24 protein-coding genes are annotated in these 26724 nt (G+C 73.6%); 15 read left to right on the forward strand and 9 right to left on the reverse strand.

What is annotated here, in order from left to right:
* Complete coding sequence (locus BMY04_RS08860; protein ID WP_091178962.1) at positions 1–555, forward strand: Clp protease N-terminal domain-containing protein; 555 nt, start codon at positions 1–3, stop codon at positions 553–555.
* 217 nt (positions 556–772) lie between these two features.
* Here BMY04_RS08860 and BMY04_RS08865 read toward each other — a convergent pair whose 3' ends face one another.
* Positions 773–2017, reverse strand: a complete 1245-nt coding sequence (locus tag BMY04_RS08865; protein WP_091178964.1) for a DUF349 domain-containing protein — start codon at positions 2015–2017, stop codon at positions 773–775.
* 42 nt (positions 2018–2059) lie between these two features.
* On the opposite strand from BMY04_RS08865, the gene BMY04_RS08870 reads away from it, so the two are divergent.
* A complete protein-coding gene (locus tag BMY04_RS08870; RefSeq protein ID WP_091178965.1) occupies positions 2060–2764 on the forward strand; it encodes an MBL fold metallo-hydrolase in 705 nt (234 codons plus the stop codon).
* Positions 2761–4101: a histidine--tRNA ligase gene (gene hisS, locus BMY04_RS08875; RefSeq protein WP_091178967.1), complete on the forward strand. Its 1341-nt coding sequence runs from the start codon at positions 2761–2763 to the stop codon at positions 4099–4101. Before BMY04_RS08870 ends, hisS begins: the two co-directional genes overlap by 4 nt.
* Before the next feature lie 57 nt (positions 4102–4158).
* On the opposite strand, the gene BMY04_RS08880 is transcribed toward hisS, so the two are convergent.
* Positions 4159–4689 (reverse strand): AAA family ATPase, encoded by a 531-nt coding sequence (locus BMY04_RS08880; RefSeq protein WP_091178968.1) that lies wholly within the window; start codon positions 4687–4689, stop codon positions 4159–4161.
* Positions 4690–4724: 35 nt separating this feature from the next.
* On the opposite strand from BMY04_RS08880, the gene BMY04_RS08885 reads away from it, so the two are divergent.
* The 4 genes from BMY04_RS08885 (at position 4725) to aspS (ending at position 9733) form a co-directional block, all read left to right on the forward strand.
* Positions 4725–5789 carry a winged helix DNA-binding domain-containing protein gene (locus tag BMY04_RS08885; RefSeq protein WP_170854059.1) on the forward strand — a complete coding sequence of 355 codons (1065 nt, stop codon included), beginning with the start codon at positions 4725–4727 and terminating at the stop codon, positions 5787–5789.
* A gap of 48 nt (positions 5790–5837) precedes the next feature.
* Positions 5838–7349, forward strand: coding sequence for a DUF2252 domain-containing protein (locus BMY04_RS08890; protein ID WP_091178971.1), 1512 nt, complete (start codon positions 5838–5840; stop codon positions 7347–7349).
* Positions 7350–7374: 25 nt separating this feature from the next.
* On the forward strand, positions 7375–7833 hold the full coding sequence (arfB, locus tag BMY04_RS08895) for an alternative ribosome rescue aminoacyl-tRNA hydrolase ArfB (protein WP_091178972.1): 459 nt from the start codon (positions 7375–7377) through the stop codon (positions 7831–7833).
* Positions 7834–7933: 100 nt separating this feature from the next.
* On the forward strand, positions 7934–9733 hold the full coding sequence (aspS, locus tag BMY04_RS08900) for an aspartate--tRNA ligase (RefSeq protein ID WP_091178974.1): 1800 nt from the start codon (positions 7934–7936) through the stop codon (positions 9731–9733).
* A gap of 75 nt (positions 9734–9808) precedes the next feature.
* On the opposite strand, the gene BMY04_RS08905 is transcribed toward aspS, so the two are convergent.
* A complete protein-coding gene (locus BMY04_RS08905) occupies positions 9809–11548 on the reverse strand; it encodes a NosD domain-containing protein (RefSeq protein ID WP_091178976.1) in 1740 nt (579 codons plus the stop codon).
* Between the two features lie 313 nt (positions 11549–11861).
* Here BMY04_RS08905 and BMY04_RS08910 point away from each other — a divergent pair, with 313 nt between their 5' ends.
* Positions 11862–13250 carry a replication-associated recombination protein A gene (locus tag BMY04_RS08910; RefSeq protein ID WP_408630454.1) on the forward strand — a complete coding sequence of 463 codons (1389 nt, stop codon included), beginning with the start codon at positions 11862–11864 and terminating at the stop codon, positions 13248–13250.
* On the opposite strand, the gene BMY04_RS08915 is transcribed toward BMY04_RS08910, so the two are convergent.
* The 5 genes from BMY04_RS08915 to BMY04_RS08935 form a co-directional block, all read right to left on the reverse strand.
* Positions 13151–13648: an allophanate hydrolase-related protein gene (locus BMY04_RS08915; protein ID WP_091178979.1), complete on the reverse strand. Its 498-nt coding sequence runs from the start codon at positions 13646–13648 to the stop codon at positions 13151–13153. The genes BMY04_RS08910 and BMY04_RS08915 overlap by 100 nt on opposite strands.
* A gap of 5 nt (positions 13649–13653) precedes the next feature.
* The gene (locus BMY04_RS08920; RefSeq protein ID WP_198410025.1) at positions 13654–15276 is read right to left on the reverse strand and encodes a regulator; all 1623 of its coding nucleotides are present in this window, start codon (positions 15274–15276) and stop codon (positions 13654–13656) included.
* Between the two features lie 30 nt (positions 15277–15306).
* Entirely contained in the window at positions 15307–16014 is a 708-nt protein-coding gene (locus tag BMY04_RS08925; RefSeq protein WP_232506205.1) for a cysteine hydrolase family protein, read from the reverse strand.
* Positions 16015–16047: 33 nt separating this feature from the next.
* Positions 16048–17439 carry an allophanate hydrolase gene (locus tag BMY04_RS08930; protein ID WP_091178981.1) on the reverse strand — a complete coding sequence of 464 codons (1392 nt, stop codon included), beginning with the start codon at positions 17437–17439 and terminating at the stop codon, positions 16048–16050.
* A 90-nt stretch (positions 17440–17529) separates the two neighbouring features.
* Positions 17530–18186 (reverse strand): GntR family transcriptional regulator, encoded by a 657-nt coding sequence (locus tag BMY04_RS08935; RefSeq protein ID WP_198410026.1) that lies wholly within the window; start codon positions 18184–18186, stop codon positions 17530–17532.
* Positions 18187–18310: 124 nt separating this feature from the next.
* On the opposite strand from BMY04_RS08935, the gene BMY04_RS08940 reads away from it, so the two are divergent.
* Positions 18311–18952, forward strand: a complete 642-nt coding sequence (locus BMY04_RS08940; protein WP_091178985.1) for a dihydrofolate reductase family protein — start codon at positions 18311–18313, stop codon at positions 18950–18952.
* A 10-nt stretch (positions 18953–18962) separates the two neighbouring features.
* Here the strand turns inward: BMY04_RS08940 and BMY04_RS08945 are convergent, their stop codons facing one another.
* Positions 18963–19244 carry a DUF3253 domain-containing protein gene (locus BMY04_RS08945; RefSeq protein WP_232506206.1) on the reverse strand — a complete coding sequence of 94 codons (282 nt, stop codon included), beginning with the start codon at positions 19242–19244 and terminating at the stop codon, positions 18963–18965.
* Between the two features lie 87 nt (positions 19245–19331).
* On the opposite strand from BMY04_RS08945, the gene BMY04_RS08950 reads away from it, so the two are divergent.
* The 6 genes from BMY04_RS08950 (at position 19332) to BMY04_RS08975 (ending at position 26678) form a co-directional block, all read left to right on the forward strand.
* Positions 19332–19862, forward strand: a complete 531-nt coding sequence (locus BMY04_RS08950) for a DUF948 domain-containing protein (protein ID WP_091178988.1) — start codon at positions 19332–19334, stop codon at positions 19860–19862.
* A gap of 41 nt (positions 19863–19903) precedes the next feature.
* The gene (alaS, locus tag BMY04_RS08955) at positions 19904–22591 is read left to right on the forward strand and encodes an alanine--tRNA ligase (protein ID WP_091178990.1); all 2688 of its coding nucleotides are present in this window, start codon (positions 19904–19906) and stop codon (positions 22589–22591) included.
* Between the two features lie 100 nt (positions 22592–22691).
* On the forward strand, positions 22692–23150 hold the full coding sequence (ruvX, locus tag BMY04_RS08960) for a Holliday junction resolvase RuvX (RefSeq protein ID WP_091178992.1): 459 nt from the start codon (positions 22692–22694) through the stop codon (positions 23148–23150).
* Between the two features lie 103 nt (positions 23151–23253).
* On the forward strand, positions 23254–24366 hold the full coding sequence (gene mltG, locus BMY04_RS08965; protein ID WP_139209802.1) for an endolytic transglycosylase MltG: 1113 nt from the start codon (positions 23254–23256) through the stop codon (positions 24364–24366).
* Entirely contained in the window at positions 24356–25198 is an 843-nt protein-coding gene (locus tag BMY04_RS08970) for a shikimate dehydrogenase (RefSeq protein WP_091178995.1), read from the forward strand. The genes mltG and BMY04_RS08970 overlap by 11 nt, the downstream gene beginning before the upstream one ends.
* Before the next feature lie 43 nt (positions 25199–25241).
* A complete protein-coding gene (locus BMY04_RS08975) occupies positions 25242–26678 on the forward strand; it encodes an Nramp family divalent metal transporter (protein WP_091178997.1) in 1437 nt (478 codons plus the stop codon).
* Positions 26679–26724: the final 46 nt, after the last annotated feature.

Genomic DNA, 26724 nt, shown 5'->3' on the forward strand with positions numbered 1-26724 from the left:
ATGTTCGAACGGTTCACGCAGGCGGCACGCCGCGCCGTCGTGCTCGCCCAGGAGGAGGCCCGCGACGCCGGGGCCGACCACGTCGGGGCCGAGCACCTGCTCTACGGCGTCCTGCACGAGGCCGAGGAGATCCCGGCCGTCGTCCTGCGCACGTGGGACGTCGACGCACGGCGTGTCTCCGCCCTGGCCCGCACCCTCGGCGACCTCGACGAGGAGGCGCTGTCAGCGCTCGGGATCGACCTCGACCACGTCCGCCGCACGGCCGAGGCCGAGTTCGGTCCGGGCGCGCTCGACGGGCCGCGCTGGGGACGACACCGCCGCCGTCGCGTGCCGGGTCACGTCCCGTTCACCGACGAGGCGAAGCGCACCCTCGAGCTCGCGCTCGTCGCTGCGCTGGAGGCCCACGAGCGCGAGCTCACGGTCGCGCACCTCTTCCTCGGCCTGCTCCGGACCGACGCCGGCACCACGCTGCGCCTCCTGCACCGCCTGGGCGTGCCCGCCTCCGCCGACGAGCTGCCCCGCCTCGTCCGCGCCCACCGCGACGACGCCGCCTGACCTCCCGGAAGGGATCCGCGCAAAGACCCCGAGTCAGGCGGCGATGCGTCCTTGCTGGAGACCGAGCACGGGGAGCACACCAGGGAGCCGGGCGGTGGGGTCCCCGTCCGGGTGGGTCGGGCGTTTGCCGCCGTCCGGAGCGCTGGCGGAGGACGGCGGCGAGGGCGGGACGGGGGCCCCCACCGCCCGACGACCGAACAGCAGGAGAGCGAGCGGGTCAGCCGCTGAAGTCGCTCGCCGCCTGCTGCGCCTGCGCGAGCCACTCGCGGTACGTCGCCGCCGAGTCGCGGGCCTGCTGGGCCTTCTTCGCGTCGCCCCCGGCGTCGGCCTTGGCGGCCTGCTCCTCCAGGTTGGCGATCTGGGCCTCCAGCTTGGCCGCGGTGTCCTCGGCCCGGGCGCGGGCCTCGGGGTTGGTCCGGCGCCAGCGGTGCTCCTCGGCCTCGTTGACCGCGTTCTCGATCGCGCGGAGCCGCGCGTCGAGCGGGCGCATCGAGTCCCGCGGAACCTTGCCGATCGCCGACCAGCGCTCGAGCAGCTCGCGGTAGGCGACGCGGGCCTTGCCGAGGTCGGTGACCGGCAGGATCGAGGCCTCGGCCTCGTCGAGCAGCGCGACCTTGGCGTCGGCGTTGACCTGGAACTCGGCGTCCTGCGCCGCGTTCACGGTCTGCTTGTTGGCGAAGAACGTGTCCTGCGCCGCACGGAACCGTCGCCACAGCGCCTCGTCGACGCCGCGGGGCGCGGAGCCGGCCGCCTTCCAGCGCGTCATGAGGTCGCGGTACGCGCCCGTGGTCGGGCCCCAGTCGGTCGAGCCGGCCAGCGCCTCGGCCTCGGCGACGAGCTGCTCCTTGGCGACCCGGGCGGTGTCGCGCTGCTCGTTCTGCTGCGCGAACTGCTGCTTGCGGCGACGCGTGTACGTGGTGCGCGCCGTCGAGAACCGGTGCCACAGCGCGTCGTCGGTCGCGCGGTCGAGGCGGGGGAGGGCCTTCCAGTCGTCGAGCAGCGCCCGGAACCGGTTGACCCCGCCGCGCCAGTCGTTGCCCGTCGCGAGCGTCTCGGCCTCGACGACGGCCTTCTCCTTGGCCGCGCGGACCTCCTCCTGCTGCCGCGAACGTTCCGCCCGGGCCGCGGCACGGGCCTCGTCGACCACGGGCTGCAGGCCCTGGAGCCGGGTGAGGAGCCCGTCGAGGTCGCCGACGGCGTTGGCGTCGGTCACGGCCTTGCGCACCGTCTTGATCGAGCCGGCCGCGTCGTCGGCGCTCAGCGCCCCCGACCGGACCCGCCGCTCGAGCAGCGACACCTCCAGCTCGAGCGCGTCGAAGCGCCGGGTGAAGAAGGCCAGGGCCTCGGACTCAGGCACGTCGGGAACCTGTCCCACGGCCCGCTCGCCGTCGGCGGTCCGCACGTACACCGTGCCGTCCGCTTCGACCCGTCCCCAGGCGGCAGGAGCGTCGCCGTCAGTCATGCGACCCATCCTGCCTGATGCCTCCCCGATATCCTGCGCCGAGTGTTCATCGCGTCGTTCCCGGCCGGGCCGTGGCAGACCAGCTGCTACGTCCTCGCCACCTCCAGCCGGGCCGAGTGCGTCGTCTTAGACCCCGGGATGGGGGCCCTCGACGGCGTCCGCGACGTCGTCGAAGAGCACCACCTCAAGCCCGTCGCGGCGGTGCTGACCCACGGCCACCTGGACCACATGTTCTCCGTGGCGCCGCTGTGCCGGGGCTACGACGCCACCTGCTGGGTCCACCCGGACGACCGCCACCTCTTCGCCGACCCGATGGCCGGGATGAGCGTGGACACCGAGGCGCTGCTGGCCCAGCTCGGCGGAGCCGGCACCGCCTTCACCGAGCCCGACGACGTCCGGCTGCTCACCGACGGCGTCACGGTCGAGGTGGCGGGCCTCGCCCTGGACGCGCTGCACGCGCCCGGGCACACCGCGGGCTCGACGATGTTCCGCTGCGCCTACCCGGCCGACCCGGACGTCGACTCGCTGCTCTTATCCGGCGACGTGCTGTTCGCCGGCTCGGTCGGCCGGACCGACCTGCCGGGCGGGAGCGCGACGAGCATGGCGCGCAGCCTGCGTGACAAGGTGCTGCCGCTGCCCGACCAGGTCGTCGTCCTGCCCGGCCACGGCCCGCAGACGACGATGGCCGCCGAGCGCGCCCGCAACCCGTACCTCCAGCCGTCCTACCTCGAAGGAGCCCTCGCGTGAGCCGCCCCAAGGCCCTGTCGGGCTTCCCCGAGCTGACCCCCGAGCAGCGCATCGTCGAGCAGCAGGTCCTGGACCGGCTGCGCGAGGTCTTCGAGCTCCACGGGTTCGCCTCGGTCGAGACCCGGGCCGTCGAGCCGCTGGGCACCCTCGCCAAGCAGGGCGAGATCGACAAGGAGGTGTACGCGGTCCAGCGCGTCGCCGCCGAGCCCGGCAGCGCCGCCGACCTGGGCCTGCACTTCGACCTGACCGTGCCGTTCGCCCGCTACGTCCTCGAGCACGCCCACCAGCTCGCCTTCCCGTTCCGGCGCTACCAGGTGCAGAAGGTCTGGCGGGGCGAGCGGCCGCAGGAGGGGCGCTACCGCGAGTTCACCCAGGCCGACGTCGACATCGTCAACCCCGGCGCGCTGCCGGCCCACTTCGACGTCGAGCTGCCGATGGTCACCCTCGCGGCGCTCGAGCGGCTGCACGTCGACCTCGCGCTGCCGCCGGTCCTCATGCGCGTGAACAACCGGCGCCTCGCGCAGGGCTTCTACGCCGGGCTCGGGATCGAGGACACGGTCGCCGTGCTCCGGCAGGTCGACAAGCTCGACAAGATCGGGCCCGACCGCGTCGCCGCGCTGCTCGTCGACGAGGTCGGCGTGACGCCGGCGCAGGCCCAGGCGTGCGTCCGGCTCGCGACGATCTCCAGCGCGGACGCGTCGTTCGTCGACCGGGTGCGGGCCCTCGGCGTCAGCGACCCGATGCTCGACGAGGGCCTGGAGCTGCTGGCCGACGTGGTGACGACGGCGTCGGCCTACGTGCCGGGACGCCTCGTGGCCGACCTCAAGATCGCCCGGGGGCTCGACTACTACACGGGCACGGTCTACGAGACCGAGCTGGTCGGGCACGAGTCCATGGGCTCGATCTCCTCGGGCGGGCGCTACGACTCCCTGGCCAGCGACGGGAAGACGACCTACCCGGGTGTCGGGCTGTCGATCGGCGTCACCCGGCTGCTGGTGCCGCTGCTCGGGCGCGGGGTGCTGCGGGCGACGCGCTCGGTCCCGACGGCCGTCGTCGTCGCGCTGACGACCGAGGACCAGCGTCCGGCCGCGAACGCCGTGGCCGCGCGGCTGCGCGAGCGGGGGATCCCGACCGAGGTGGCGCCGGAGGCGGCGAAGTTCGGTCGTCAGATCCGCTACGCCGACCGGCGCGGGATCCCGTTCGTCTGGTTCGGCGCGGGCGAGGGCGAGACGGACGAGGTCAAGGACATCCGCTCGGGCGACCAGACGCCGGCCGACCCGGCCACGTGGGAGCCGCCCGCCGAGGACCTGCACCCGCGCGTCGTCGCCGGCGGCTGAACGGTTGGCTGAGCGGGCGGCTGTGCGGCGGCTGACCGGGTGGCCGAGCGGGACCGCTCAGCCGGCCCACCCGGCCAGGCGCGCCACCTCGAGGGCGACCTGCGCCGGGGTCCGGTCGGTCGTGTCGACGTGCGCGTCCTCGAAGGGTGCGGCGTCGAGGACCGCCGCGAGCTCGTCGGTCCGGTGCAGGTGCCACGTCCGCGCCTCGGGCTCCTCGGCGTGCCGGTGCCGGAGGCGCACGGCCGCGCGGTCGGGCCGCACGAGCAGCCGGACCAGGAGCAGGCGACCCGTCACCGCCTCGCGGTAGCGGTCGCCCTCGACCCCCTCCTCGACCACACCGGCCAGGACGAGGCGCTCCGCGCCGGCCGCGGCGAAGTTGCGGGCGAGGTCGCGCAGGTTCGCCAGCTCGACCTCGTGCGCGAACCGGTCGCCGTCCGGCGGCGGCCGGAGCAGCCGGATCTCGTCGAGGTCGACGACGGCGTGGCGGACCCCGGCCGTGCGGAGCAGGTCGGACAGCGCGTGGGCGGTGGTCGTCTTGCCGGCCCCGACCGTGCCGCTGAGCAGGACGACGTCGACGGGTTCCGGCACGACGCCAGCCTGGCAGGTGCGGCAGGCTGGTCCTCGTGGACGGTCGAGACGCCTCCTGGGTGCGCGGGCAGCGCCTGCGCGCCCAGGGGCTCGGCCTGCCGACGGACCGCACGCCCGTGGAGGCCGTCCGGCTGCTCGCCGCCGTGCAGTCGCAGGAGCTGGCCCACGCCCTCTGGTCGCTGGCCCTGCGCTCCGACGCGGCGAGCGAGGCCGACGTGCGGGCCGCCCTGGACGCCGGCGCGGTGGTCCGCACCCACGTGCTCCGGCCGACCTGGCACCTCGTCGCGGCCGAGGACGCCCGCTGGCTGCTCGCGACCACCGCGGGCCGGGTGCACCAGGTCAACGCGTCCGCGTACCGCTCGCTCGGCCTGGACGCGGCCGCGCGCGAACGCGGGGCGACCGCCATCGCCGCCGAGCTCGCGGACGGCCGGCCGCGCACCCGCCCCGAGCTCGCGGCCGTGCTCGCCGACGCCGGCCTGCCGAGCACCGGGACCGCGCTCGCCTGCCTGGTCATGCACGCCGAGCTCGAGCAGGTCGTCGTCAGCGGCCCGGCGCGCGGAGCCGCGCAGACCCACGTGCTGATGGACTCCCGGGTGCCGCGGGGCGCGGCCGACGGGCCCGACCCCGTACGCCTGCTGCGCCGCTTCCTGCGCGGCCACGGGCCCGCCGGGGTCCGCGACGTCGCCCGCTGGTCGTCGCTCACCCTGACCACGGTCCGCCGGGCGGTCGAGGAGCTCCGTGACGAGCTCTCGACCTTCGAGGTGGAGGGCGAGACGTTCCTCGACCTCGGCCCGCACGAGGGCGGCCGCATCCCGCCGCTGCTGCTGCTGCCGCTCTACGACGAGCTGCCGCTGTCCTACCGCGACCTCGGCCACGTCGCGCCGGGCGACCACCCGCACCGGGCCGGGACCGACCAGTTCGTGGGCAGCGTGGTCGCCGGCGACGCGAACCTGGGCACCTGGCGCCGCGAGGTCCGCGGGCGGACGGTCGAGGTGGCCCTCGACCTCGCACCGAGCACGCCGGACGACCTGCGCCGCCTCGCCGAGGGGGAGGCGCGACGCCTGGCCTCCTTCCTGGGCAGGGATCTCGTGCTGCGCTGATGCGGTCTCTGCCCCCACGGGGGTGTTCCATCCCCTAGCGTCGGGGCCATGACGGACGGAGCGAGCTCGACGCTCGACGTGCCCCTGCGGCCGTCGACGCACGACCACACCGTCCTGGCCACGGCCGACAGCGAGGCCTTCGCCTCGCTGCGGCGCCGCCCGACGGCGCGCGAGGAGCGCTACGCCATGGGCAAGGCCCTGCGCCACGACGTGCCCCGCTCCAGCCTCGGCGACTGGCACGCCGCCCCCGACCGCCGCGACCCCGTCGCGCTGATCGAGGAGTCGCACCGGGGCCGGGTCGCCGAGCTCGTCCCCATCCGGGTCGCGCGGATGATCAGCTCGCCGTACGGCTTCCTGCGCGGCTCCGCGGTGGTCATGGCCGCGGACGTGGCGGGGCTGCCGGCCACCGGGATCATGCCCGTGGCCTGCGGCGACGCCCACCTCGGCAACTTCGGCTTCTACGCCTCGCCCGAGGGCGAGCTGGTGATCGACCTCAACGACTTCGACGAGGCGCACCCCGGGTGCTGGGAGTGGGACCTGCGCCGCCTGGTCGCGAGCATCTGGGTCGCCGGTCGGGAGAACGGTCGCAGCGAGGACCAGTGCCACGACGCCGTCCTGGCCTGCGTCGCCGCGTACCGCGACGAGGTCCGCCTGCTCGCCGACATGCCGCTGCTGGCCCGCAGCTACAACCGCCTCGACGTGGGCCGGCTGCACGAGACGGCGACCGAGAAGTCGCTGCGCGACGAGATCGAGCGTTCCGTGCGCCGCGCCCGCCAGCGGACCTCCGACCGCGCGCTGCCGCGCTTCACCACCGAGGAGAAGGGCCACCCCGGCCAGCGCCGCATCGTCCAGGAGCCGCCGCTCATCACCCGGCTGACCGAGGCCGAGCGCGACGCCGTCGGCGAGGCGCTGGACGCCTACCTGCTCACCCTGGCGCCGCACTGGCGCCGCGCCCTCGGCGGCTACACCCTCGTCGACGTGGCGCACAAGGTCGTGGGCGTCGGCAGCGTCGGGCTGCGGGCGTACGTGGCCCTGCTCGAGGGCAGCGCGCCCGACGACGTCGTGTTCCTCCAGCTCAAGCAGGCGCGCCGCTCGGTGCTCGCGCCGTACGTGCACGGCGGCTCGGCGTGGCACGACCACCAGGGCCAGCGCGTCGTGGAGTACCAGCAGGCGCTGCAGACGGTCAGCGACCCGCTGCTGGGCTGGACGACGGTCGACCTGCCGGGGGAGGGGCCGCTCGACGTCTACGTGCGCCAGTTCCGCAACTCCAAGGGCACCATCCCGCTCGACGCCATCGACGCGCCCGCGCTGGTCGACTACGCCGGGATCGTCGGCCACCTGCTGGCCAAGGGGCACGCCCGCACCAGCGGCGCGTCGATGATCGCCGGCTACGCGGGCAAGGGCGACAAGCTGGGGGAGGCGTTCGGCCACTTCGCCCGCGCGTACGCCGACCAGACCGAGGCCGACCACGCCCAGCTCGTCGCGGCCGTCCGCTCGGGGCGGGTCCCGGCGCCGGACGGGGCGCTGGACTTTGTCGGCTCCGCGTTCCGCCCGCGCTGAGCGGCGGCGCGTCGATACTGGGACCGTGCCCGACGACCGTTCCGCCTACGGGCCCCTGCGCGTGAGCGCGGCGCTGGTCCTGGGCGCCGACGAGCTGCGCTGGCGCTTCTCGCGCTCCTCCGGGCCCGGCGGGCAGGGCGTCAACACCGCCGACAGCCGGGTGGAGCTCACCTGGGAACCGGCGTCGTCGCCCGGCGTGCTGGCGCTGCCGGAGGCGCAGCGCGAGCGGCTGCTGGCCCGCCTCGGACCGACCCTCGTGAACGGCGCGGTCGTGATCGCGGCCTCCGAGCACCGCGCCCAGCTGCGCAACCGCGAGGAGGCCCGTACGCGGCTGGCCGACCGCCTGCGGACCGCCCTGGCCCCGCCGCCACGCTCGCGGCGGGCGACGCGCCCGACCCGCGGCTCGGTGGAGCGCCGGCTCAGCGCCAAGGCCGTGCGCGCCTCGGTCAAGGCCTCGCGGCGGCGCCGCTTCGACGAGCACTGACGCCGGAGGAAAAGCACCACGAGGGCGCGTGCGGCCGGACCGTAGGATGAGTGGTCGCTCCTCGAGCGTCCCCACACCTCCACCGAAAGGCTGCACCACCGTGATGCGCACCCACGGTGCCGGCACGCTCCGCGCGAGCGACGCCGGCACGACCGTGACCCTGGCGGGCTGGGTGGCCCGCCGCCGCGACCACGGCGGAGTCGCCTTCCTCGACCTCCGCGACGCCAGCGGCGTCGCCCAGGTCGTCGTCCGCGACGAGCTCCTCGCCTCCTCCGGCGCCCACGACCTGCGCAACGAGTACTGCGTCACGGTCACCGGGCAGGTCGCCCCGCGCCCCGAGGGCAACGCCAACGCCGACCTCCCGACCGGGGAGATCGAGGTGTCCGCCTCGTCGCTCGACGTGCTGAGCCCGGCCGCGCCGCTGCCGTTCCCGATCGACGACCGGGTCAACGTCGGCGAGGAGACCCGCCTGCGCTACCGCTACCTGGACCTGCGCCGTTCCGGCCCGGGCGCCGCCCTGCGGCTGCGCAGCAAGGTCAACCGGGTCGCCCGCGAGACGCTGCTCGACCGCGACTTCGTCGAGCTCGAGACGCCGACGCTGACCCGGTCCACGCCCGAGGGCGCCCGCGACTTCCTCGTCCCGGCCCGGCTGCGGCCCGGCTCCTGGTACGCCCTGCCGCAGAGCCCGCAGCTGTTCAAGCAGCTGCTGATGGTCTCCGGCATGGAGCGCTACTTCCAGATCGCGCGCTGCTACCGCGACGAGGACTTCCGCGCCGACCGGCAGCCGGAGTTCACCCAGCTCGACGTCGAGATGAGCTTCGTCGACCAGGACGACATCATCGAGCTGACCGAGACGCTGCTCGCGAACATCTGGCGCCTGATCGGCGTCGAGGTGCCCACGCCCTTCCCGCGGCTCACCTACGCCGAGGCGATGGACCGCTTCGGCAGCGACAAGCCCGACCTGCGCTTCGGCCTCGAGCTGACCGAGCTCACCGCGTACTTCGCGCAGACGCCGTTCCGGGTGTTCCAGGCCGACTACGTCGGCGCCGTCGTCATGCCCGGCGGCGGCAGCCAGCCGCGGCGCACGTTCGACGCCTGGCAGGAGTTCGCGCGTCAGCGCGGTCACCGCGGGCTGGCGTACGTCACGGTCGGCGAAGACGGGACGCTCGGCGGCCCGGTGGCCAAGAACCTCTCCGAGGCCGAGCGCGACGGCCTCGTCGCCGCGGTCGGCGCCCAGCCCGGCGACTGCGTCTTCTTCGCCGCCGGCGCCCGCAGCCAGGCCCAGGCCCTGCTCGGGGCGACCCGGCTCGAGGTCGGACGCCGGACCGGGCTGCTCGACGAGGCGGCGGGGGAGTGGGCCTTCTGCTGGGTCGTCGACGCCCCGCTCTTCGAGCCGGCCGACAAGGCCGTCGCGGCGGGCGACGTCGCGGTCGGGGCCGGCGCGTGGACCGCGGTCCACCACGCCTTCACCTCGCCCAAGCCGGAGTTCTTCGACACCTTCGACACCGACCCCGGCTCCGCGCTGGCGTACGCCTACGACGTCGTCTGCAACGGCAACGAGATCGGCGGCGGGTCGATCCGTATCCACCGCCGTGACATCCAGGAGCGGGTCTTCGCGGTCATGGGCCTGACGCAGGAGGAGGCGCGGACCAAGTTCGGCTTCCTGCTCGACGCCTTCGACTACGGGCCCCCGCCGCACGGCGGCATCGCCTTCGGCTGGGACCGGATCTGCATGCTGCTGTCCGGCGAGGAGTCGATCCGCGAGGTCATCGCCTTCCCCAAGAGCGGCGGCGGCTTCGACCCGCTGACCGAGGCGCCCGCGCCGATCACCCCGACCCAGCGCAAGGAGGCCGGCGTGGACGCGAAGCCCGAGATCAAGGGCCAGGCCGAGAAGAGCTGAGCGGACGACGACGGGTGGGATCCTGCACCGTGACGGTGCAGGATCCCACCCGCTGTCATGATCGGGTGCTGCGGACTACTTCTGGCAGGTCTTGTTGCTGATGCCGTCCGAGCTCGACGGCACGGTGGTGTCGCAGCCCACGACGTTGCCGATGTTCACGTAGGCGACGCGGACGCCGTAGCCCGGGATTCCCGAGGTGAACCTGTTGGCGTACAGGGTGTTGTTGCGGCCCCAGACCTCGTAGGCCTGCCACACCTGGATGCCGTCGGCCTTGGCGTTCGACCCGGTGTTGTGCGCCACGACCCAGTTGTTGGTCTGCACGCTGATCAGGGTCTCGCCGACCCTCATCGACCCGCCGTCCACCGTGTTGCCCCAGACGGTGCCGTCGACGGCGCCCTCCTTGAGGTCGATCGGCTCCGACGAGGTGCGGCTGATGTGGTTGGCGACGATCGCGTTGCGGTTGCTGGCGTCGGCGTTGCAGCCGTTGTACTTGCACCAGTTGCCCTTGGCGGTGCCGACGTAGACGCCCTCGCCGTACGTCGCGGTCATCAGGCCCGTGTCACGGATCGTGTTGCCGACCACGACGCTGTCGGTGGTGTTGTTCTTGAGGTGGACGGCCTCCTGGCCGATGTGCTCGACCAGGACGTCGGAGACGGCCACGTGGTTGCTGCGCATGACCGAGATGCCCTTCTGCGAGTTGCGCACGGTCATGCCGGCGATCCGCAGGTAGCTCGAGCCGTCGACCCGGAAGCCGCCGTTGCCGGTGACGCCGGGGCCGCTGAGCACCGCGGTCCGCGGGCCGCAGATCCACACCGGCCTGGTGCTGGTGCCGTTGGCCTTGACCGCCATGCCCCAGGGCACGGAGTACGTGCCGGGGGCCATCTTGATCACGCGGCCGGCGGGGGCGTTGCTGATCGCCGACTGCAGCTGCTTCCACGTCGAGACGTTGACCGTGGCGCTGGGGCAGGCGCTGTAGCGCACGTTGTTGTAGGACGTGGCGGCACCCGTGGTCGCCGTCACCGAGGTGGACGAGCCGGAGACGTTGCCCGACTTGTCCATGGCCTTGACCCAGTAGACGTAGCGGGTGCTGTTGGCCAGGCCGACGTCGGCGAACTTCGTGGTGGCGGCGGGCAGCCAGGCCACCTGCGTGGTGGCGCCGCTGCCCACCTTGCGGAACACGCGGTAGCCGGACAGGTCTGCGGCGCCCGGCCGGTTCCAGGTGAGCGTGTAGCCGGTGCGGTTCTTGGCCGCGGCGAGGCCGGTCGGCGCGGACGGCGCGGAGACGTCGAGCACGCGCAGCGCGTCGACGACGAGGTTCGCGCCGCCGGAGGCGCTGTTCTTCTTGCCGGTGCGGACGATCTTGAGGCTGTGGGTCGTGTCCTTCAGACCCTTGACCGACCAGACCGTCTGCTTGTACGCGGTCTTGCCGCGGTAGAGGTCGACGGTCTTCACGAGCTTGCCGTCGAGGTAGACCTTCGCGATCCCGTTGTGCGGGCCGGGCCGCGAGACCCAGGACACGCCGGTGGCCTTGAACGTCGTGGCGGCGTAGCCGCTCTTGCCCGACAGCGTCGAGAAGGACCCGCCGCTGGCGGTGGTGGTCTTCGTCGTCTTCCAGCCGCCCGACAGCACGAGGGCGGAGGAACCGTTCTCGAGCACGCCGGGGAGGGCGACCGAGGCCGCGGACGCGGAGGCCACCGGCACGAGGGCGGTGGCGGCGACGGTGGCCAGGCCGAGGGTGGCGCGGCCGGCCCAGCGGGCGGTCCGGGCGGCCAGGGCCGGGGGGTGTGCAGGGGTGATGGAGGTGGGGGCGGACATCGCGATCTCCTGTGGGGGTTGCGCTCGGGTCCGCCCGTTCTCGGGAGGCCGAAGCATCGATCGGTCCCGAGGACGAAAACGTATGGATCAATCCGACGCAACTGAGAGAAATGCGCTAGGAACTTTCGCAACATTCCCTGAAGACGATTTCAGGCGGGGATCCGTGTTTGTGTCGTGATCTGGGCGTGATGAACCTCATACGATCACGAGTCGGTAACGACAGTCGCGAAGCCGCTGCACGAAACATTCCGCAGGTGTACGAAACGGCGCGGACGCGGGGCTGCGGGGCGTCCACGCTCCGTACGCTGACCCGGTGAGCGAGGACCTGTTCGGCGGTGGCGTGGACGCAGCGGCGGGAGCCGTCGCGGCCGTGGGCACGACGGGTGGCAGCCTCTCCGACGCCGACCGACCGGGCCTCCCGCTCGCCGTCCGGATGCGGCCGCGCACCCTCGACGAGGTCGTCGGCCAGGGGCACCTCCTGGCGCCCGGCTCGCCGCTGCGCCGGCTGGCGGCCGGCGAGCCGATGTCGGTGTTCCTGTGGGGTCCGCCGGGGACGGGCAAGACGACCATCGCCTCGGTCGTGTCGCGGCAGAGCGGGTCGAAGTTCGTCGAGGTGTCGGCCGTGACCGCCGGCGTCAAGGAGGTGCGGGCCGTCCTCGACCAGGCCCGCCGCGACCTCGCCCGGGGCGAGCGCACCGTGCTCTTCGTCGACGAGGTGCATCGCTTCTCCAAGACCCAGCAGGACGTGCTGCTGCCCGCCGTCGAGAACCGCCTGGTCACCCTGGTCGCCGCGACCACGGAGAACCCGAGCTTCTCGGTCATCTCGCCGCTGCTGTCCCGCTCGCTCCTGCTGACCCTCAAGCCGCTGACCGACGCCGACGTGTCGGGCCTGCTGGACCGCGCCCTGGTCGACGCGCGCGGGCTGGCCGGCGCCAGCACCCTGGACGACGACGCCCGCAACACCCTGCTGCGCCTCGCCGGCGGCGACGCGCGGCGCGCGCTCACCTACCTCGAGGAGTCGGCCGCCGGCGCGGCGGCCACGGGGTCGGCCGTCATCACGACCGACGTCGTCGAGCGGGCGGTCGACCGCGCGGCGATCCGCTACGACCGCGACGGCGACCAGCACTACGACGTGATCAGCGCCTTCATCAAGTCGGTGCGCGGCTCCGACGTCCAGGCCTCGCTGCACTACCTGGCCCGCATGCTCGGCGCCGGGGAGGACCCGCGCTTCGTGGCCCGCCGGCTGATCATCCTGGCCAGCGAGGACATCGGCATGGCCGACCCGACCGCGCTGACCACCGCCGTGGCCGCGGCCGAGGCCGTCGCCATGATCGGGATGCCCGAGGGTCGGATCACGCTCGCGCACGCCACCATCGCGCTGGCCCTCGCGCCCAAGTCGAACGCGGTGGTCGCGGCCATCGGCGCGGCCTCGGCCGACGTCGCGGCCGGCCGGGTCGGGCTGGTCCCGCCGCACCTGCGCGACGCGCACTACGCCGGAGCCAAGACGTACGGCCACGGGCAGGGCTACCGCTACGCCCACGACGAGCCGCACGGCATCGCCGCGCAGCAGTACCTGCCCGACGAGCTGGTCGACGCGACCTACTACGTGCCGACCGACCACGGCAACGAGGCGGCGGTGGCCGCTCGGCTGGCCCGGATCGAGGAGCGGCTCGGCCGCTCGGCCTCGCGCGCGGCGAGGTAGGCGGGCCAGCTGCCGTACGCGGTGATGTCGCGCACCGCCCCGGGGTCGTCGAGCGCGCTCGCCTCGACCAGGAACCCGGGCAGGGACCGGCCGTCGTCCAGCTCGACCGAGCCGATGCTCATGGGGGAGGGCAGGCCGGCGACCAGGCCGCCCAGCCCCGCCGCCGGCAGCCGCCAGTGCTCCCCCCGTACGGCAGCGCCCCCGGACCGCACCCGCAGCAGCCCCGGCTTGGGCGGCGTCGTGGGCAGCGCCCACAGGCGGTAGGTCGCCGCCGTGGTGACCGTCCCCACGAGCGTCGCACCGCGCGCGGCGAGGTCGCCGTTGAGGGGCTGTCCGCTGAGGTGGGCCCCCACGACGACCAGGTCCACGTCACCGACCGGCGGTCCGGGGGCCCGCACGCCTCTCAGGCCTCTCCGACGAGGGCGTCGGTGGCCGGGACGTCGTTCGGCGCGACGTCCGGCTCTCCGACGCTGCGCCGGAGCTGGCCGATCCCGGCAAGGACCACGGCGAGCAGCAGGTAGCCCAGCGCGACCCCCGGCGCCGCGCCCCAGCCGACCGCGTCGGCGTGCAGCAGCCCGACCCAGGACAGGGCCGCGCCGACCAGCGCCGCCACCGCGGCGCGGAAGAGCTGCTTCTCGAGGATGAACACGGTGATCGTGCCGAACACGATCCCGGCCAGCGTCGCGCCCTGACCGAGGACGTGCAGGCCGTGGTAGACCAGCCCGGCGTTCTCCAGGGCCGGCTCGCCGACCTTCGCCGCAGTGGTGCCGGCGGCGGCCAGGGCGTTGTCGATCAGGCCCGCACCCCACGAGGCGAGGTTGGGGATGATCGCGGCGATCACCGCCGCGGCGTGCAGCCGTGGTGTCGAACGGAAGGCCTGCGCCCCGATCAGCAGCCCGATGTAGAGCAGGATCGGCACGATGGCGGGCAGCGGCAGCACGGTGGCGAGCAGCCCGAAGAGGCCGAGGAAGCAGAGCACCGCGATGAAGACCCCGCTGGCCAGCGAGTAGCTCGAGCGGCCGCCCGCCTCCTTCCAGCCCGGGTGCCCGATGTAGACGGCCGGCGGGAACGGCGACCCGAGCGCGGAGCCGATGATGGCGCCGGTGCCGTCGGCCAGCAGGACGCTGCGCAGGCTGTAGCTGTCGCCGGCCGCGGCGGCGCTCTCCACGTTGCTCATCGCCTCGAGGAAGTTGTAGACGCCGAGCGGGATGGCGGTGGCGAGCAGCGGAGCCATGCCGGCCAGGCCCTCGCCGAGCAGCGAGAGGTTCAGCGACGGGACCGCGAAGGCGACGTCGCGGGCCGAGGCGACCACGTCGGGCACCGACATGAAGCCGCCGAGCCAGCCGATCGCGGTGCCCACGAGCAGCGCGGCGAGCCCGACCGGGATGCCGCCCGGCAGCTTGAGGTCGGTGAAGAAGCCCACGAGGATGATGCCGAGCACGGGCAGGCCGATCCAGGCCGCGTCCCAGATCTGCCCGGCCGGCCGCATCGAGATGAAGCTGAGCGAGATGCCGGCGAGCGTCCCCAGCAGGGCGGCCCGCGGGGTGATCTTGCGGATCGCGGGGCCGACGAAGGCGCCGACCAGCACGATGACGCCGATGATGAACGCCCACGCCAGGCCCGCCGCCCAGGCCCGTACGGGGTCGTCGGTCGACAGGTAGATCGGCAGCATGATCACGAACACGACGATGAACATGTGCGGCACGCTCGGCCCGTACGGCAGCGCGGTCACGTCGGTGCGCTGCTCGCGGCGCGCGAGGCGCCGGGCCAGGAACGTGTAGTAGGCGTTGCCGGCGACGAGCGCGATGCCGAGCGCGGGCAGCACCGTGCCGAGCACCCGGTCTGCGGGCAGGTGGACGACGAAGATCAGCAACGTCGTCAGCGTGAGGACGTTGACGAGGATGTTGAAGGCGAGGCCGAAGAAGGCGTTCAGGTCGCCCCGGGTCCACCACGCCACCTTGAAGCGGGCGGGGTCGGCGCCGGGTGCGACGGGGCTGGTGGCTGGGGCGGTCGTGGAGCTGGTCACGGGTGTCCTCCGAGGCGGGACGGGCAGAGGTCAGACGGCTGCGGCCGCAGGGCGCGGGAGCGCGGCGAGCAGGCTGGCGGAGTCGGTGACCCAGCCGAAGATGCCGCCCTGGGCGGCGATCATGTCCAGCCCCACGCGCTGGAACTCGGGGAAGTAGGAGCCGACGCAGTCGCTCAGCACGAGCGCCTCGTAGCCCCGGTCGTTGGCCTCACGCACGGTCGTGTGCACGCAGACCTCGGTCGTGACGCCGGTGACGACCAGCGACTCGACGCCCTGCGCACGCAGGACCTCCTCGAGGTCGGTGCCGTAGAAGGCGCCCTTGCCGGGCTTGTCGAGCACGACCTCGCCGGGCAGCGGCGCGAGCTCGTCGACGATGTCGTGCCCGTACTCGCCGCGCACGAGGATGCGGCCGTACGGCCCGGGGTCGCCGATGCGCAGCGACGGCTTGCCGCGCCGGTGCTTGGCCGGCGGCAGGTCGCTCAGGTCGGGCCGGTGGCCCTCCCGGGTGTGGATCACGGGCAGGCCGGTCTCCCGGGCCGCGGCGAGCACCCGCTGCAGCGGCGGGACCACGGCCGCGAGCCGGCCGACGTCGTTGCCCAGGGTCTCCCCGAACCCGCCGGGCAGCAGGAAGTCGCGCTGCATGTCGATGATCAGCAGGGCGGTGCGGGCGGGGGCGAACGAGAAGGCGCCCGGTCGGGCGGGGACGCTGACGAGGGTGTCGGGACGTTCCTCGGGCACGGGTGGCTCCTTGCTGGAGGTCGCGGTGGAGGGTCAGGCGGGGAGGGGGTCGAGCAGGCGGGCCGCGACGCCGAGCACGAGGTCGTCGTCGAGGGCCGGGGCGAGGACCATGAGGCTGACGGGCCGGCCGTCCTCGGTGGTGCCGGCGGGCACGGCGACCGCGCAGAGGTCGAGCAGGTTGCCGAAGTGCGTGTAGTGGCCGAGCACGGTGTTGGTGGCGACGGGGTCGGCCAGCACCTCGGGCACGGTGAAGGTCGTGCCGACACTCGGCAGGACGAGGACGTCCATCGTCTCGAAGAGGCGGGCGACCTCGGCCTTGAGCTCGGCGAGGCGGTACTGCGCCCGGAACACGTCCGTCGCGCTGAACCGCGCGCCGCCGCTGATGATCTGCTCCACCACCGGGAGCACGTCGGCGCGGTGCTCGTCGAGGAAGTCGCCGAACTCCACCAGCCGTTCCGCGACCCAGGGGCCCGCGTAGAGCAGCTCGCCGGCGGCGAGGAAGGGCGCGAGGGGCGGGGTGAGGGTCGAGAAGGCCCGGGCGACCGCGGTCCGGGCGGCGTGGTGCGCGTCGGCCATGGCCGTGTCGCCGAAGAAGGAGAGCTCGGCCTCGTCGGGCAGCCCGACGCGGAGCCGGGCCGGGTCGTCGGCGCGGCGGCGCCGCGGCCGGCTCCACGGGTCGCGCTCGTCGACCCCCGCCATCAGCCCGAGCACCAGCCTCAGGTCGTCGACGTCGGCGGCGACCAGGCTCAAGCAGTCCAGGGACCGGCACGCGGGCACGAGGCCGACGGTGCTGAGCAGGCCGCGCGAGGGCTTGAAGCCGAGCACCCCGTTGAGAGCCGGCGGGACGCGGCCCGAGCCGGCGGTGTCGGTGGCCACGGCGAAGGGCACCTCGCCCAGGGCCACCGCGAGCGCGGACCCGGAGCTCGAGCCGCCCGAGATCAGGTCGTCGCCGAAGACGCTGCGCGGGACCGTGTACGGCGTCCGGGTGCCGTTGAGCCCGGTGGCGAACTGGTCGAGGTTCGTCTTGCCGAGGCAGATCGCGCCCGCGTCGAGCAGGCGCTGGACCGCCGGGGCGGTGCCCCCCGGCTCGTACGCGTACGCCGGGCAGGCGAGGGTGGTCGCGAAACCGGCGACGTCGATGCTGTCCTTCACCGCGAAGGGGACGCCGTAGAGCGGCAGGTCGCTCGCGCCGGGCGTGGCTTCGAGCTCGGCGGCGCGCCGCCGGGCCGCCGCCGCGTCGACGCTGATCCAGGTGCCGTCGTCGCCGCGTCGCTCGACCGTCTCCAGCACGGTCGCGACGTGGGCGGACGGCGACCGCGACCCGTCGCGGTACGACGCGAGCAGCTCGGCGACGGACGGCCCGCGCACGGGGCCACGCCCCGAGCTCGTCGTCGGCTTGTCCCTCGTCGCCCCCGCGGTCGTCATGTCGTCTATTGTCGACAATTTGCTGTTGCGGCCGGGCTTCCTCGGCGTTACGAGCCTGTTAGGCCCTCCGCACCGGCAGAGCCGGAGGGCTCAGAGGAAGCGTGTGCTCCCGTGGTGGCTGACGGCGTGCAGCACGGCGTCGACGTCGTTGCCGCGGATCGCGTCGACGAGGTCCTGGTGCCGGCGCAGCCCGGCCTCGGGCCCGACCGCGTGCGCCTCGCGGCGCAGGTTCGACGCCATCGGGCGCTGCGGCTTGAGCAGCACCGGCTCGAGGGCGAGGTCGAGCTGCCGGTTGCCGGCGAGCGCGACGACCTCGGCGTGGAAGGCGCGGTGGGCGTCGTCCTTGGTGAGCTCGTCGCCGTCGCGCTGCGCGACGCGCATCTGGTCGAGGAACCCCTGCAGCCGCGCCAGCCGCGCGTCGTCGGGAGGGGGGTCCATCGGGAAGGTGGTGCGGACCGCGTGCACCTCGAGGGCGAGCCGGATGCCGAACAGCTGCTCCACGTCGGTGGCGCTGAGCTCGGTGACGCGGGCCCCGCGTCGCGGGACGTGCTCGACCAGGCCCTGCTGGGCGAGCACGCGCAGGGCCTCGCGCAGCGGCGGTCGGCTGATCGAGAACCGGGCGACGACCTGCTCCTCGACCAGCCGCTCCCCGGGCTGCAGCGCGCCGGAGAGGATCTCCTCGCGCAGCTGCCGGGTCGCGACCTCGACGAGGCTGGGGGCGTGCAGCCCCACGGCTGGATCGAGCACCCACGTCCCCTCGGCTGTCGGTCCGACCAGCGGACGGTCGTCGGTCGGCACTGCCAGTAGACCATCGCCGGAGGCCCGTCGCCGTCCCGATGAGTCCGCCCGCCGGGCGGGGTCCATCCGGGGCATGGGACTCATCCACATCGAGATGTTCGCCACCCTCGACCTCGTCGCCCAGGCGCCGGGCGGTCCCGAGGAGGACCCCGAGGGCGGTTTCGCGCACGGCGGCTGGCAGGCGCCGCTGGTCGACGAGGTGTCCGGGGCGCAGATCGCGGCGGCGTACGAGGGCACCGACGCGCTCCTGCTCGGGCGCCGGACCTACGACATCTTCGCCGCGTACTGGCCCCACCAGGCCGGCGGCCCGGACGACGCGTTCGCGGCGCTGTTCAACCGGATCCCCAAGTACGTGGCCTCGCGCGGCACGCCCGAGCTGGCCTGGGCCGGTTCCTCGCTGCTCGGGCCCGACCTCCCGGCCGCGGTGCGCGCGGTGCGCGAGCGCCACGAGCACGTCACCGTGGTCGGCAGCCTGGACCTGGTGCAGACGCTGCTGCGCGAGCGGCTCTTCGACCGGCTCGACCTGTGGCTGCACCCGATCGTCCTGGGGACCGGCAAGACGCTGTTCGCGGGCGGCGCCGTGCCCACGAGCCTCCGGCTGCTGGAGCCGCCGGCGGCCGGCGGGCAGGGCACGGTCCTGCTCCGCTACGCCCGGGCCGAGGGAGTTCCGGCCTCCGGGGACATGACGGCGCCCGAGCGCGGGGCGGTGGGCTGACGACGACCGGTCAGCGCGCGGCGTCGAACCCGGGGGCACGGGCGATGCGCACCGGACCCCGGGCGGTGCGGACGTCGACGCGCTCGCCGCGCTGGCGGACCTCGACGACGCCCTCGTCGGCGAGCCGCGCCGCGACCTCGCGGGCCAGCGGCATCGCCGCACGCCAGGTGTCGCCCCCGACGGCCCGGGCGGCGTCGCTGGGGCAGATGGTGCTGGTCGCCGCCCGCCGCGCGAGGAGGTCGAGCACCGCCGCGCGGAGTCGCCCGTCCAGGTCGCCCTCGCCCTCGGTCACCCACCCACCGTAGGAGCAGGGCGAGGGGCCGGGCCCGGGCTCCGAAAGGGCGACGGTGAGGGTCGTCCCACGCGCTAACCTCCTCCGGTGACCCTCGGACAGATCGCCGGCCTGCTGGCCGCGCTCGCCTGCGTGGGCCTCGTGGTCTTCCTCGCCGTGCCCCTGCTCAAGCTCGGCCGCGTGCTCGACGAGCTGCGCGTGACCGTGCGCGACCTCGGGCAGGAGACGGTGCCGATCCTGACCGAGCTGCAGGGCACCGTCCGGGCGACGAACGAGGAGCTGTCCAAGCTCAGCCTCGTGACCGCCGACGTCGCCAAGGTCAGCGCGAACGCCAGCCTGGTCAGCGACAACGCCGCCCAGCTCTCGGGCATCGTCAACGCGACCGTCGCCAAGCCGCTGGTCAAGACCGCGGCCCTGGGTCACGGCCTGCGCCAGGCGGTGCGCCGCAGCGCGACCGACGACCCGGACGGCCGCCGCAGCGAGCGCCGGGCCCGGCGGGCCCGCGTCAAGCTGGCCATGGCCGAGCGGGAGGCCGAGCTGCGCGCCCTCACCGGCACGCCCGGCCAGCCCGGTCAGCCCGGGGAGCGAGCTACCGGGCGGCCGAGCCGCGAGGACTGACCCCGACCGCCGACACACCACTTCCCACGAGGACCTTGATCATGAGAACCGCCGAGATCCGGCGCCGCTTCCTGGACTACTTCGCCGCGCGCGGCCACCAGGTCGTCCCGTCGGCGCCGCTGCTCTACAACGACCCCACCCTGCTGTTCGTCAACGCGGGGATGGTGCCCTTCAAGCCCTACTTCACCGGGGCCGAGACCGCGCCGTACGACCGCGCGACGTCGGTGCAGAAGTGCGTGCGCACCCTCGACATCGAGGAGGTGGGCAAGACCACCCGCCACGGCACGTTCTTCCAGATGAACGGCAACTTCTCCTTCGGCGACTACTTCAAGGCCGAGGCCATCCGCTTCGCCTGGGAGCTCGTCACCGGCAGCCAGGACGACGGCTTCCTCGGCTTCGACCCCAACCGCGTCTGGGTCACCGTGCTGCACTCCGACGACGAGGCGGCCGGGCTCTGGGAGAACATCGCCGGGCTGCCGCCCGAGCGGATCCAGCGTCGCGGGCTGCTCGACAACTACTGGAACATGGGCATCCCCGGTCCCGGCGGGCCCTGCAGCGAGATCTACTACGACCGCGGCCCGGAGTACGGGCGCGAGGGCGGTCCGGTCGTCGACGAGGACCGCTACCTCGAGATCTGGAACCTCGTGTTCATGCAGGAGGAGCTCTCGGTCGTCCGCGCCAAGGACGACTTCGACGTGCTCGCCGACCTGCCCCGCAAGAACATCGACACCGGCATGGGCCTCGAGCGCGTCGCGACGCTGCTCCAGGGGGTCGACAACCTCTACGAGATCGACGAGGTCGTCGGCGTCCTCAACCGTGCCGCGGAGCTGTCCGGCAAGACGTACGGGCGCCACGAGCCGGGTCAGCCCGGTCACGAGGACGACGTCCGCCTGCGGGTCGTCGCCGACCACGTCCGCTCCGGGCTGATGCTCATCGCCGACGGCGTCACGCCGGGCAACGAGGCGCGCGGCTACGTGCTGCGCCGCCTGCTGCGCCGCGTGGTGCGCTCGATGCGCCTGCTGGGCGTCACCGACCCGGTGCTGCCCGAGCTGCTGCCGGTGAGCCGCGACGTGATGAAGGCGTCCTACCCGGAGGTCGAGCGCGACTGGGAGCGGATCGCCGCGATCGCGTACGCGGAGGAGGAGGCGTTCCGGCGCACCCTCGTCTCCGGCACGCAGATCTTCGACGTCGCCGTCTCCGACACCCGCAAGGACGGCGGCACCACGCTGAGCGGCGACCGCGCGTTCCAGCTGCACGACACGTACGGCTTCCCCATCGACCTCACCCTCGAGATGGCCTCGGAGCAGGGCCTCAGCGTCGACGCCGACGGCTTCCGCCGGCTGATGGCGGAGCAGAAGGCGCGCGCGAAGGCCGACGCCAAGAGCAAGAAGGCCGGCGCGCAGGCGGTCGAGGTCTACCGCGAGCTGCGGGCGGCCGGCGTCACGCCGTTCACCGGCTACTCCGAGCTGGCGAGCGAGACCAGCGTGCGCGGCATCGTCGTCGACGGCGAGCTCGTCCCGGGCGCGTCCGAGGGCGACGTCGTCGAGCTCGTGCTGGAGCGCACCCCCTTCTACGCCGAGTCCGGCGGCCAGGACTCCGACGCCGGCACGATCACCGGCGACGGCTTCGAGCTCGAGGTCGTCGACGTCCAGCGCCCGGTCAAGGGCCTGGTCGTGCACCGCGTCCGGGTGACGCGCGGCGAGCTGCAGTCGGGCACCGACGTCCTCGCGCAGGTCGACGGCGAGTGGCGCCTCGGCGCCTGCCAGGCGCACTCGGGCACCCACGTGATGCACGCGGCGCTGCGCCAGGTGCTCGGCCCGACCGCGCTGCAGAGCGGCTCGTACAACAAGCCCGGCTACCTGCGCCTCGACTTCGCCTGGCAGGGCGGGCTGTCGCAGACGACCCGTACCGACGTGGAGGAGGCGGCCAACCGCGCGATCCGGGCCGACCTGGACGTCTCGGCCACGTACATGCCGCTGGCGACCGCGCGCGAGATCGGCGCGCTGGCGCTGTTCGGCGAGACCTACGACGAGGAGGTCCGCGTCGTCGAGATGGGCGGGCCCTGGTCGCGTGAGCTCTGCGGTGGCACGCACGTGCAGCACTCCTCGCAGATCGGCCTGGTCACGCTCACCGCCGAGTCGAGCGTGGGCTCGGGCGTGCGGCGCGTCGAGGCGTTCGTGGGCATCGAGGCGTTCCGCTACCTGGCCGCCGAGCGCACGCTCGTGCACGGGCTGACCGAGACGCTGAAGGTCCAGCCGGACCAGCTCGTCGACCGCGTCGGCCGGCTGGTCGCGCAGCTCAAGGACGCGGAGCGGCAGGTCGCCGAGCTGCGCAGCCGCGAGGTGCTGGCCCAGGCCGGAGCGATCGCCGCGCGCGGGCACGACATGTGGGGCGTGGAGTACATCAGCCACGCGGCACCGGGGCTCGCCGGCAACGACCTGCGCTCGCTCGCCCTCGAGGTGCGCAACCGCGTCCAGGACCGGGCCGCGGTCGTCGCCGTCGTGGGCGGCAGCGCGGACAAGCCGAGCGTCGTCGTCGTCACCACCGAGGGCGCGCGCAACCGTCGCCTCTCGGCCGGCGACCTCGTGCGCGTCGCGAGCGAGACCCTCGGCGGACGCGGCGGCGGCAAGCCCGACGTCGCGCAGGGCGGCGGTTCCGACGGGACCAAGACCCAGGACGCGCTGACCGCGGTCGAGCACGCGATCGGCCACACCCTGCAGAGCGCATGACGCTCCCTGAGCTTGTCGAAGGGCCTCGAAGAGGTCAGCGTCCTCGGGAGAGACGCGGGAGCTCTGACGAGCCCTTCGACGAGCTCAGGCCGCGTTCTCGATGAGCTTTCGCCGGGGCACCCGGGTCGGGATCGACTGGGGCGACGCGCGGATCGGGGTCGCGCGGTGCGACCCCGACGGCGTCCTCGCCACGCCGTACGCGACCGTGCGGGCGGGGGAGCGGGAGGTCGACGACCTGCTCGCGGTGCTGGTCGAGCTGGAGCCGATCGAGGTGGTCGTCGGGCTGCCGACGACGCTGGCCGGCACCGAGGGGCCGGCGGCGCAGAAGGTCCGGGTGCGCGCCACGGGGCTCGCCTCGCGCACCGAGGTCCCGGTGCGGCTGGTCGACGAACGGCTGACCACCGTCGAGGTCTCGCGGCGGATGCGGGAGGGCGGCCGTCGGGCGAAGGACCAGCGCAGCGTCATCGACGCGGCCGCGGCGGCGGCGATCCTGGAGCACGCGCTGGGCGTCGAACGTTCCAGGGGTGAGCCACCCGGGGAGTTAGTCTTGCCGCGCTGACCATCTCCAGCGCCCCGCCCGAACCACCTGCTGCACCACTCGCCTGAACCCTGCCCCCGGGGCGAGCCGCCGACCCGAGGAGGACGCGCCGACCGTGTCGTCGATGCTCGAACCCGACACCAAGCCGAGTGCCGCCAAGGAGATCCTGCACCAGGGCAAGGGCTGCTTCGCCGTGCTGCTGGCCCTGGCCGTGCTGGTCGGGGGCGGCTGGTTCGTCTACACGCAGGGCAAGTCGCTGATGGACAGCTTCGGCGAGACCCCCGACTACACGGGCCGCGGCGTCGCCCCGATCACGGTGACCATCCCGGCCGGCGCGACCCTGGACGAGATCGGGTCGGTGCTCAAGAAGGACGACGTCATCAAGTCGACGCAGGCCTGGGACTCGGCCGTCGCCTCCGAGGAGCGCGCGACGAGCGTGCAGCCCGGGCGCTACCTGATGCGCACCCAGATGCCGGCCATCGACGCGCTCCGGCTCCTCATCAACCCGGGGGAGTCGCGCGTCCGCGCGCAGTTCACCATCCCCGAGGGGCTGCGGCTGTCGCAGCAGATCGACGCGCTGGTCAAGGGCACCAAGATCAAGCGGTCCGCGTTCGAGAAGGCGCTGAAGAAGCCCAAGTCGATCGGCCTGCCGTCCTACGCCAAGGGCAACGCCGAGGGCTTCCTCTTCCCCGACACCTACGAGCTGACGGCGGACGCGACGGCGACCTCGACGCTGAAGCAGATGGTCGACGAGTACAAGGCCGTCACCGGCGACATCGACCTGCAGGCCGCGGCGAAGAAGCTCGACCGCAGCCCCTACCAGGTGCTGACCGTGGCGAGCATCATCGAGCGCGAGGTCAACCAGGACCAGTACCGCGCCAAGGTCGCGCGGGTCCTCTACAACCGCCTCGACGACGGCATGAAGCTCGGGCTCGACTCGACGGTCATCTACGCCGAGAAGCTCAACACCAACACCACCACGCCGAAGGACCGCGACAGCGACTCGAAGTACAACACCTACAAGCGCAAGGGCCTGCCGCCCGGCCCGATCTCCGCGCCCGGCAAGGCCGCGCTGGAGGCGGCGGCCAACCCCGAGCCGGGCAAGTGGCTGTACTTCACCACGGTCAACTTCGACACCGGCGAGACGAAGTTCGCCGAGACCGACGCGGAGTTCCGGCAGATCGTCAAGGAGTTCCAGGGCTGGTGCCAGAGCAACCCCGGCCGCTGTGACAGCTGAGGCGGCGGGTCCGGCGGTCACGCACCGGGCCGCGGTCCTCGGCTCGCCGGTCGCGCACTCGCTCTCACCGGTGCTGCACGCGGCCGCGTACGCCGAGCTCGGCCTGACCGGCTGGTCCTACGGGCGGGTCGACCTCGGCGAGGACGCGCTGGCGGGCTTCGTCGACTCGCTCGACGCGTCCTGGCGCGGGCTGAGCCTGACGATGCCGCTCAAGGTCGCCGTGCTGGCGCTCGACGGCGTGGAGGTCTCGGGCACCGCCCGCCTGGCCGGCGCCGGCAACACGCTGCTGCTCGACGGCGGGTCGCGCCGGGTCGAGAACACCGACGTCCCCGGGCTCGTCGCCGCCGCCGGGCGCGCCCTCCACGGGCCCGTCCTGACCGTCACCGTGGTCGGCTCGGGCGCGACCGCGCGGTCCGCCGTCGTCGCGGCGTCGCGGCTCGGCGCAGGCCGGGTCCAGGTCCTCGCCCGGGACGCGACCAAGGCCGCCGCCCTGGCGCCGCTGGCCTCGGCGGTCGGCGTCGACCTCGTCGTGCCGCCGTGGGGCGCCGAACCGCCGCCGGCCGACCTGCTCGTGTCCACGGTGACCCCGGGGGCGGTCGACGACCAGGCCGACCGGCTCGCCGCGAGCGCCGCGGTGGTCTTCGACGTGCTGTACGACCCCTGGCCGACGGCGCTGGCCGCCGCGGCCGCGCGCCTGCGCACCCCGGTCGTCGACGGCCTCGACCTGCTGGTCGCGCAGGCGGTCGAGCAGGTCGACCTGATGACCGGCCGCCGCCCCTCGCCCGGGGTCCTGCGCGCGGCCGGCGACGCCGCCCTGGCGGCGCGCGGCTGAACCCGCCCCACGGCAGCGCGACTCCACCTGGAAGCATGCCGTCATGGCGATCAAGGACGACGCCGCAGCCAGGTCCGCGGCCGACAGCTTCCCGACGAGAACGCTCCCGCGCCCCGAGGTGCGCGACCTCCCCGACGCCCCGAAGAAGTACCGGCGCCTGATCGGCCCCGGGATCATCGCCGCCGGCGTCGGCCTGTCCTCGGGGGAGTTCGTGCTCTTCCCCTACATCGCCAGCCAGGTCGGCCTGGTCTTCGTGTGGGCGGCCCTGGTCGGGCTGGGCACGCAGTACTTCATCAACCTCGAGATCGAGCGCTACACCCTGGCGACCGGCGAGACCGCCCTGACCGGCTTCAGCCGCTACTGGCGCCACTGGGGCCTGGTCTTCGCGCTCCTCGCCTACTTCGCCAACCTCTGGCCCGGCTGGGTCACGAGCAGCGCGACGCTCGCCTCGTACGTGTTCGGCGGCAAGCCCGCCTTCATCGCCATCGGGATGCTCGTCGTCATCGGCCTGGTCCTGACCCTGGCGCCCGTCGTCTACGTGGCCCTGGAGCGGGCGCAGATGCTCAAGGTCGCGGCGGTGGTGCTGCTGTTCGTCATCGGCGCGATCGTCGCCGTGGGGGCGAAGGCCTGGTCCGACGTGCCGCAGATCGTCACCCGGGCCTCCATCCCCGCCGAGCAGCTGGGCTTCGCGACGCTGCTCGGCGCGCTCGCCTTCGCCGGCGCGGGCGGCGGGCAGAACCTGGTCCAGTCGAACTGGATCCGCGACAAGGGCTTCGGCATGGGGTCGTACGTGCCGCGCCTGGTCAGCCCGGTGACCGGCCAGCCCGAGGCCAAGCCGTCGCCGGGCTACATCTTCGAGCCGACGAGGGAGAACCTGTCGCGCTGGAAGGGCTGGTGGAAGTTCGCCAACCTGGAGCAGCTCTTCACCTTCGTGCTGATCACCTTCCTGACGATCATGTTCACCTCGCTGCTCGCGTACTCGACCGTGTACGGGCGCGACGACCTGTCGAACGGCATCGCCTTCGTCCGCACCGAGGGGGAGGTGCTGGCCGAGCGGGTCGGCTCGTGGTTCAAGTTCTTCTTCTGGGTCGTCGGCTCGTTCTCGCTCTTCGGCGCCGCGCTCGGGATCGTCGACTACACCAGCCGGCTCGCCGCGGACGTGATCAAGACCAGCTACAAGCGCGACGCGAACGAGTCGAAGGTCTACGCCGGGCTGGTCTGGGGCCTCGTCGCGATCGGGATCGTCGTGCTCGCCGCGGGCTTCGACCAGCCGATCGTGCTGCTGGTGATCGCCGCCGTCGTCGGCGGCTTCATGATGTTCATCTACTCCGGCCTGCTGATCCTCGTGAACCGCAGGAGCCTGCCGGCGGCGATCCGCATCCGCGGGTTCCGGCTCGGCGCGCTGGTCTGGGCCGTCCTGCTCTTCGGCACGCTGTCCTTCCTGACGTTCCGCGACCAGCTGGGCAAGCTCTTCGGCTGAGCGGCGGGACGCCGAGCCCGGGCTCGGCGCGCCGTGGAACACTGGC

This window comes from Microlunatus flavus (assembly GCF_900110855.1).
In the GTDB taxonomy this organism is placed as follows: domain Bacteria; phylum Actinomycetota; class Actinomycetes; order Propionibacteriales; family Propionibacteriaceae; genus Microlunatus; species Microlunatus flavus.

Bases quoted from the DNA above. Each gene is read 5' to 3' on its own strand.
- BMY04_RS08860 (WP_091178962.1), top strand. From the start codon at position 1: ATGTTCGAACGGTTCACGCAGGCGGCACGCCGCGCCGTCGTGCTCGCC.
- BMY04_RS08865 (WP_091178964.1), bottom strand. From the start codon at position 2,017: ATGACTGACGGCGACGCTCCTGCCGCCTGGGGACGGGTCGAAGCGGAC.
- BMY04_RS08890 (WP_091178971.1), top strand. From the start codon at position 5,838: ATGACGGACGGAGCGAGCTCGACGCTCGACGTGCCCCTGCGGCCGTCG.
- BMY04_RS08905 (WP_091178976.1), bottom strand. From the start codon at position 11,548: ATGTCCGCCCCCACCTCCATCACCCCTGCACACCCCCCGGCCCTGGCC.
- BMY04_RS08930 (WP_091178981.1), bottom strand. From the start codon at position 17,439: ATGACGACCGCGGGGGCGACGAGGGACAAGCCGACGACGAGCTCGGGG.
- BMY04_RS08940 (WP_091178985.1), top strand. From the start codon at position 18,311: ATGGGACTCATCCACATCGAGATGTTCGCCACCCTCGACCTCGTCGCC.
- alaS (WP_091178990.1), top strand. From the start codon at position 19,904: ATGAGAACCGCCGAGATCCGGCGCCGCTTCCTGGACTACTTCGCCGCG.
- ruvX (WP_091178992.1), top strand. From the start codon at position 22,692: ATGAGCTTTCGCCGGGGCACCCGGGTCGGGATCGACTGGGGCGACGCG.
- mltG (WP_139209802.1), top strand. From the start codon at position 23,254: ATGCTCGAACCCGACACCAAGCCGAGTGCCGCCAAGGAGATCCTGCAC.
- BMY04_RS08975 (WP_091178997.1), top strand. From the start codon at position 25,242: ATGGCGATCAAGGACGACGCCGCAGCCAGGTCCGCGGCCGACAGCTTC.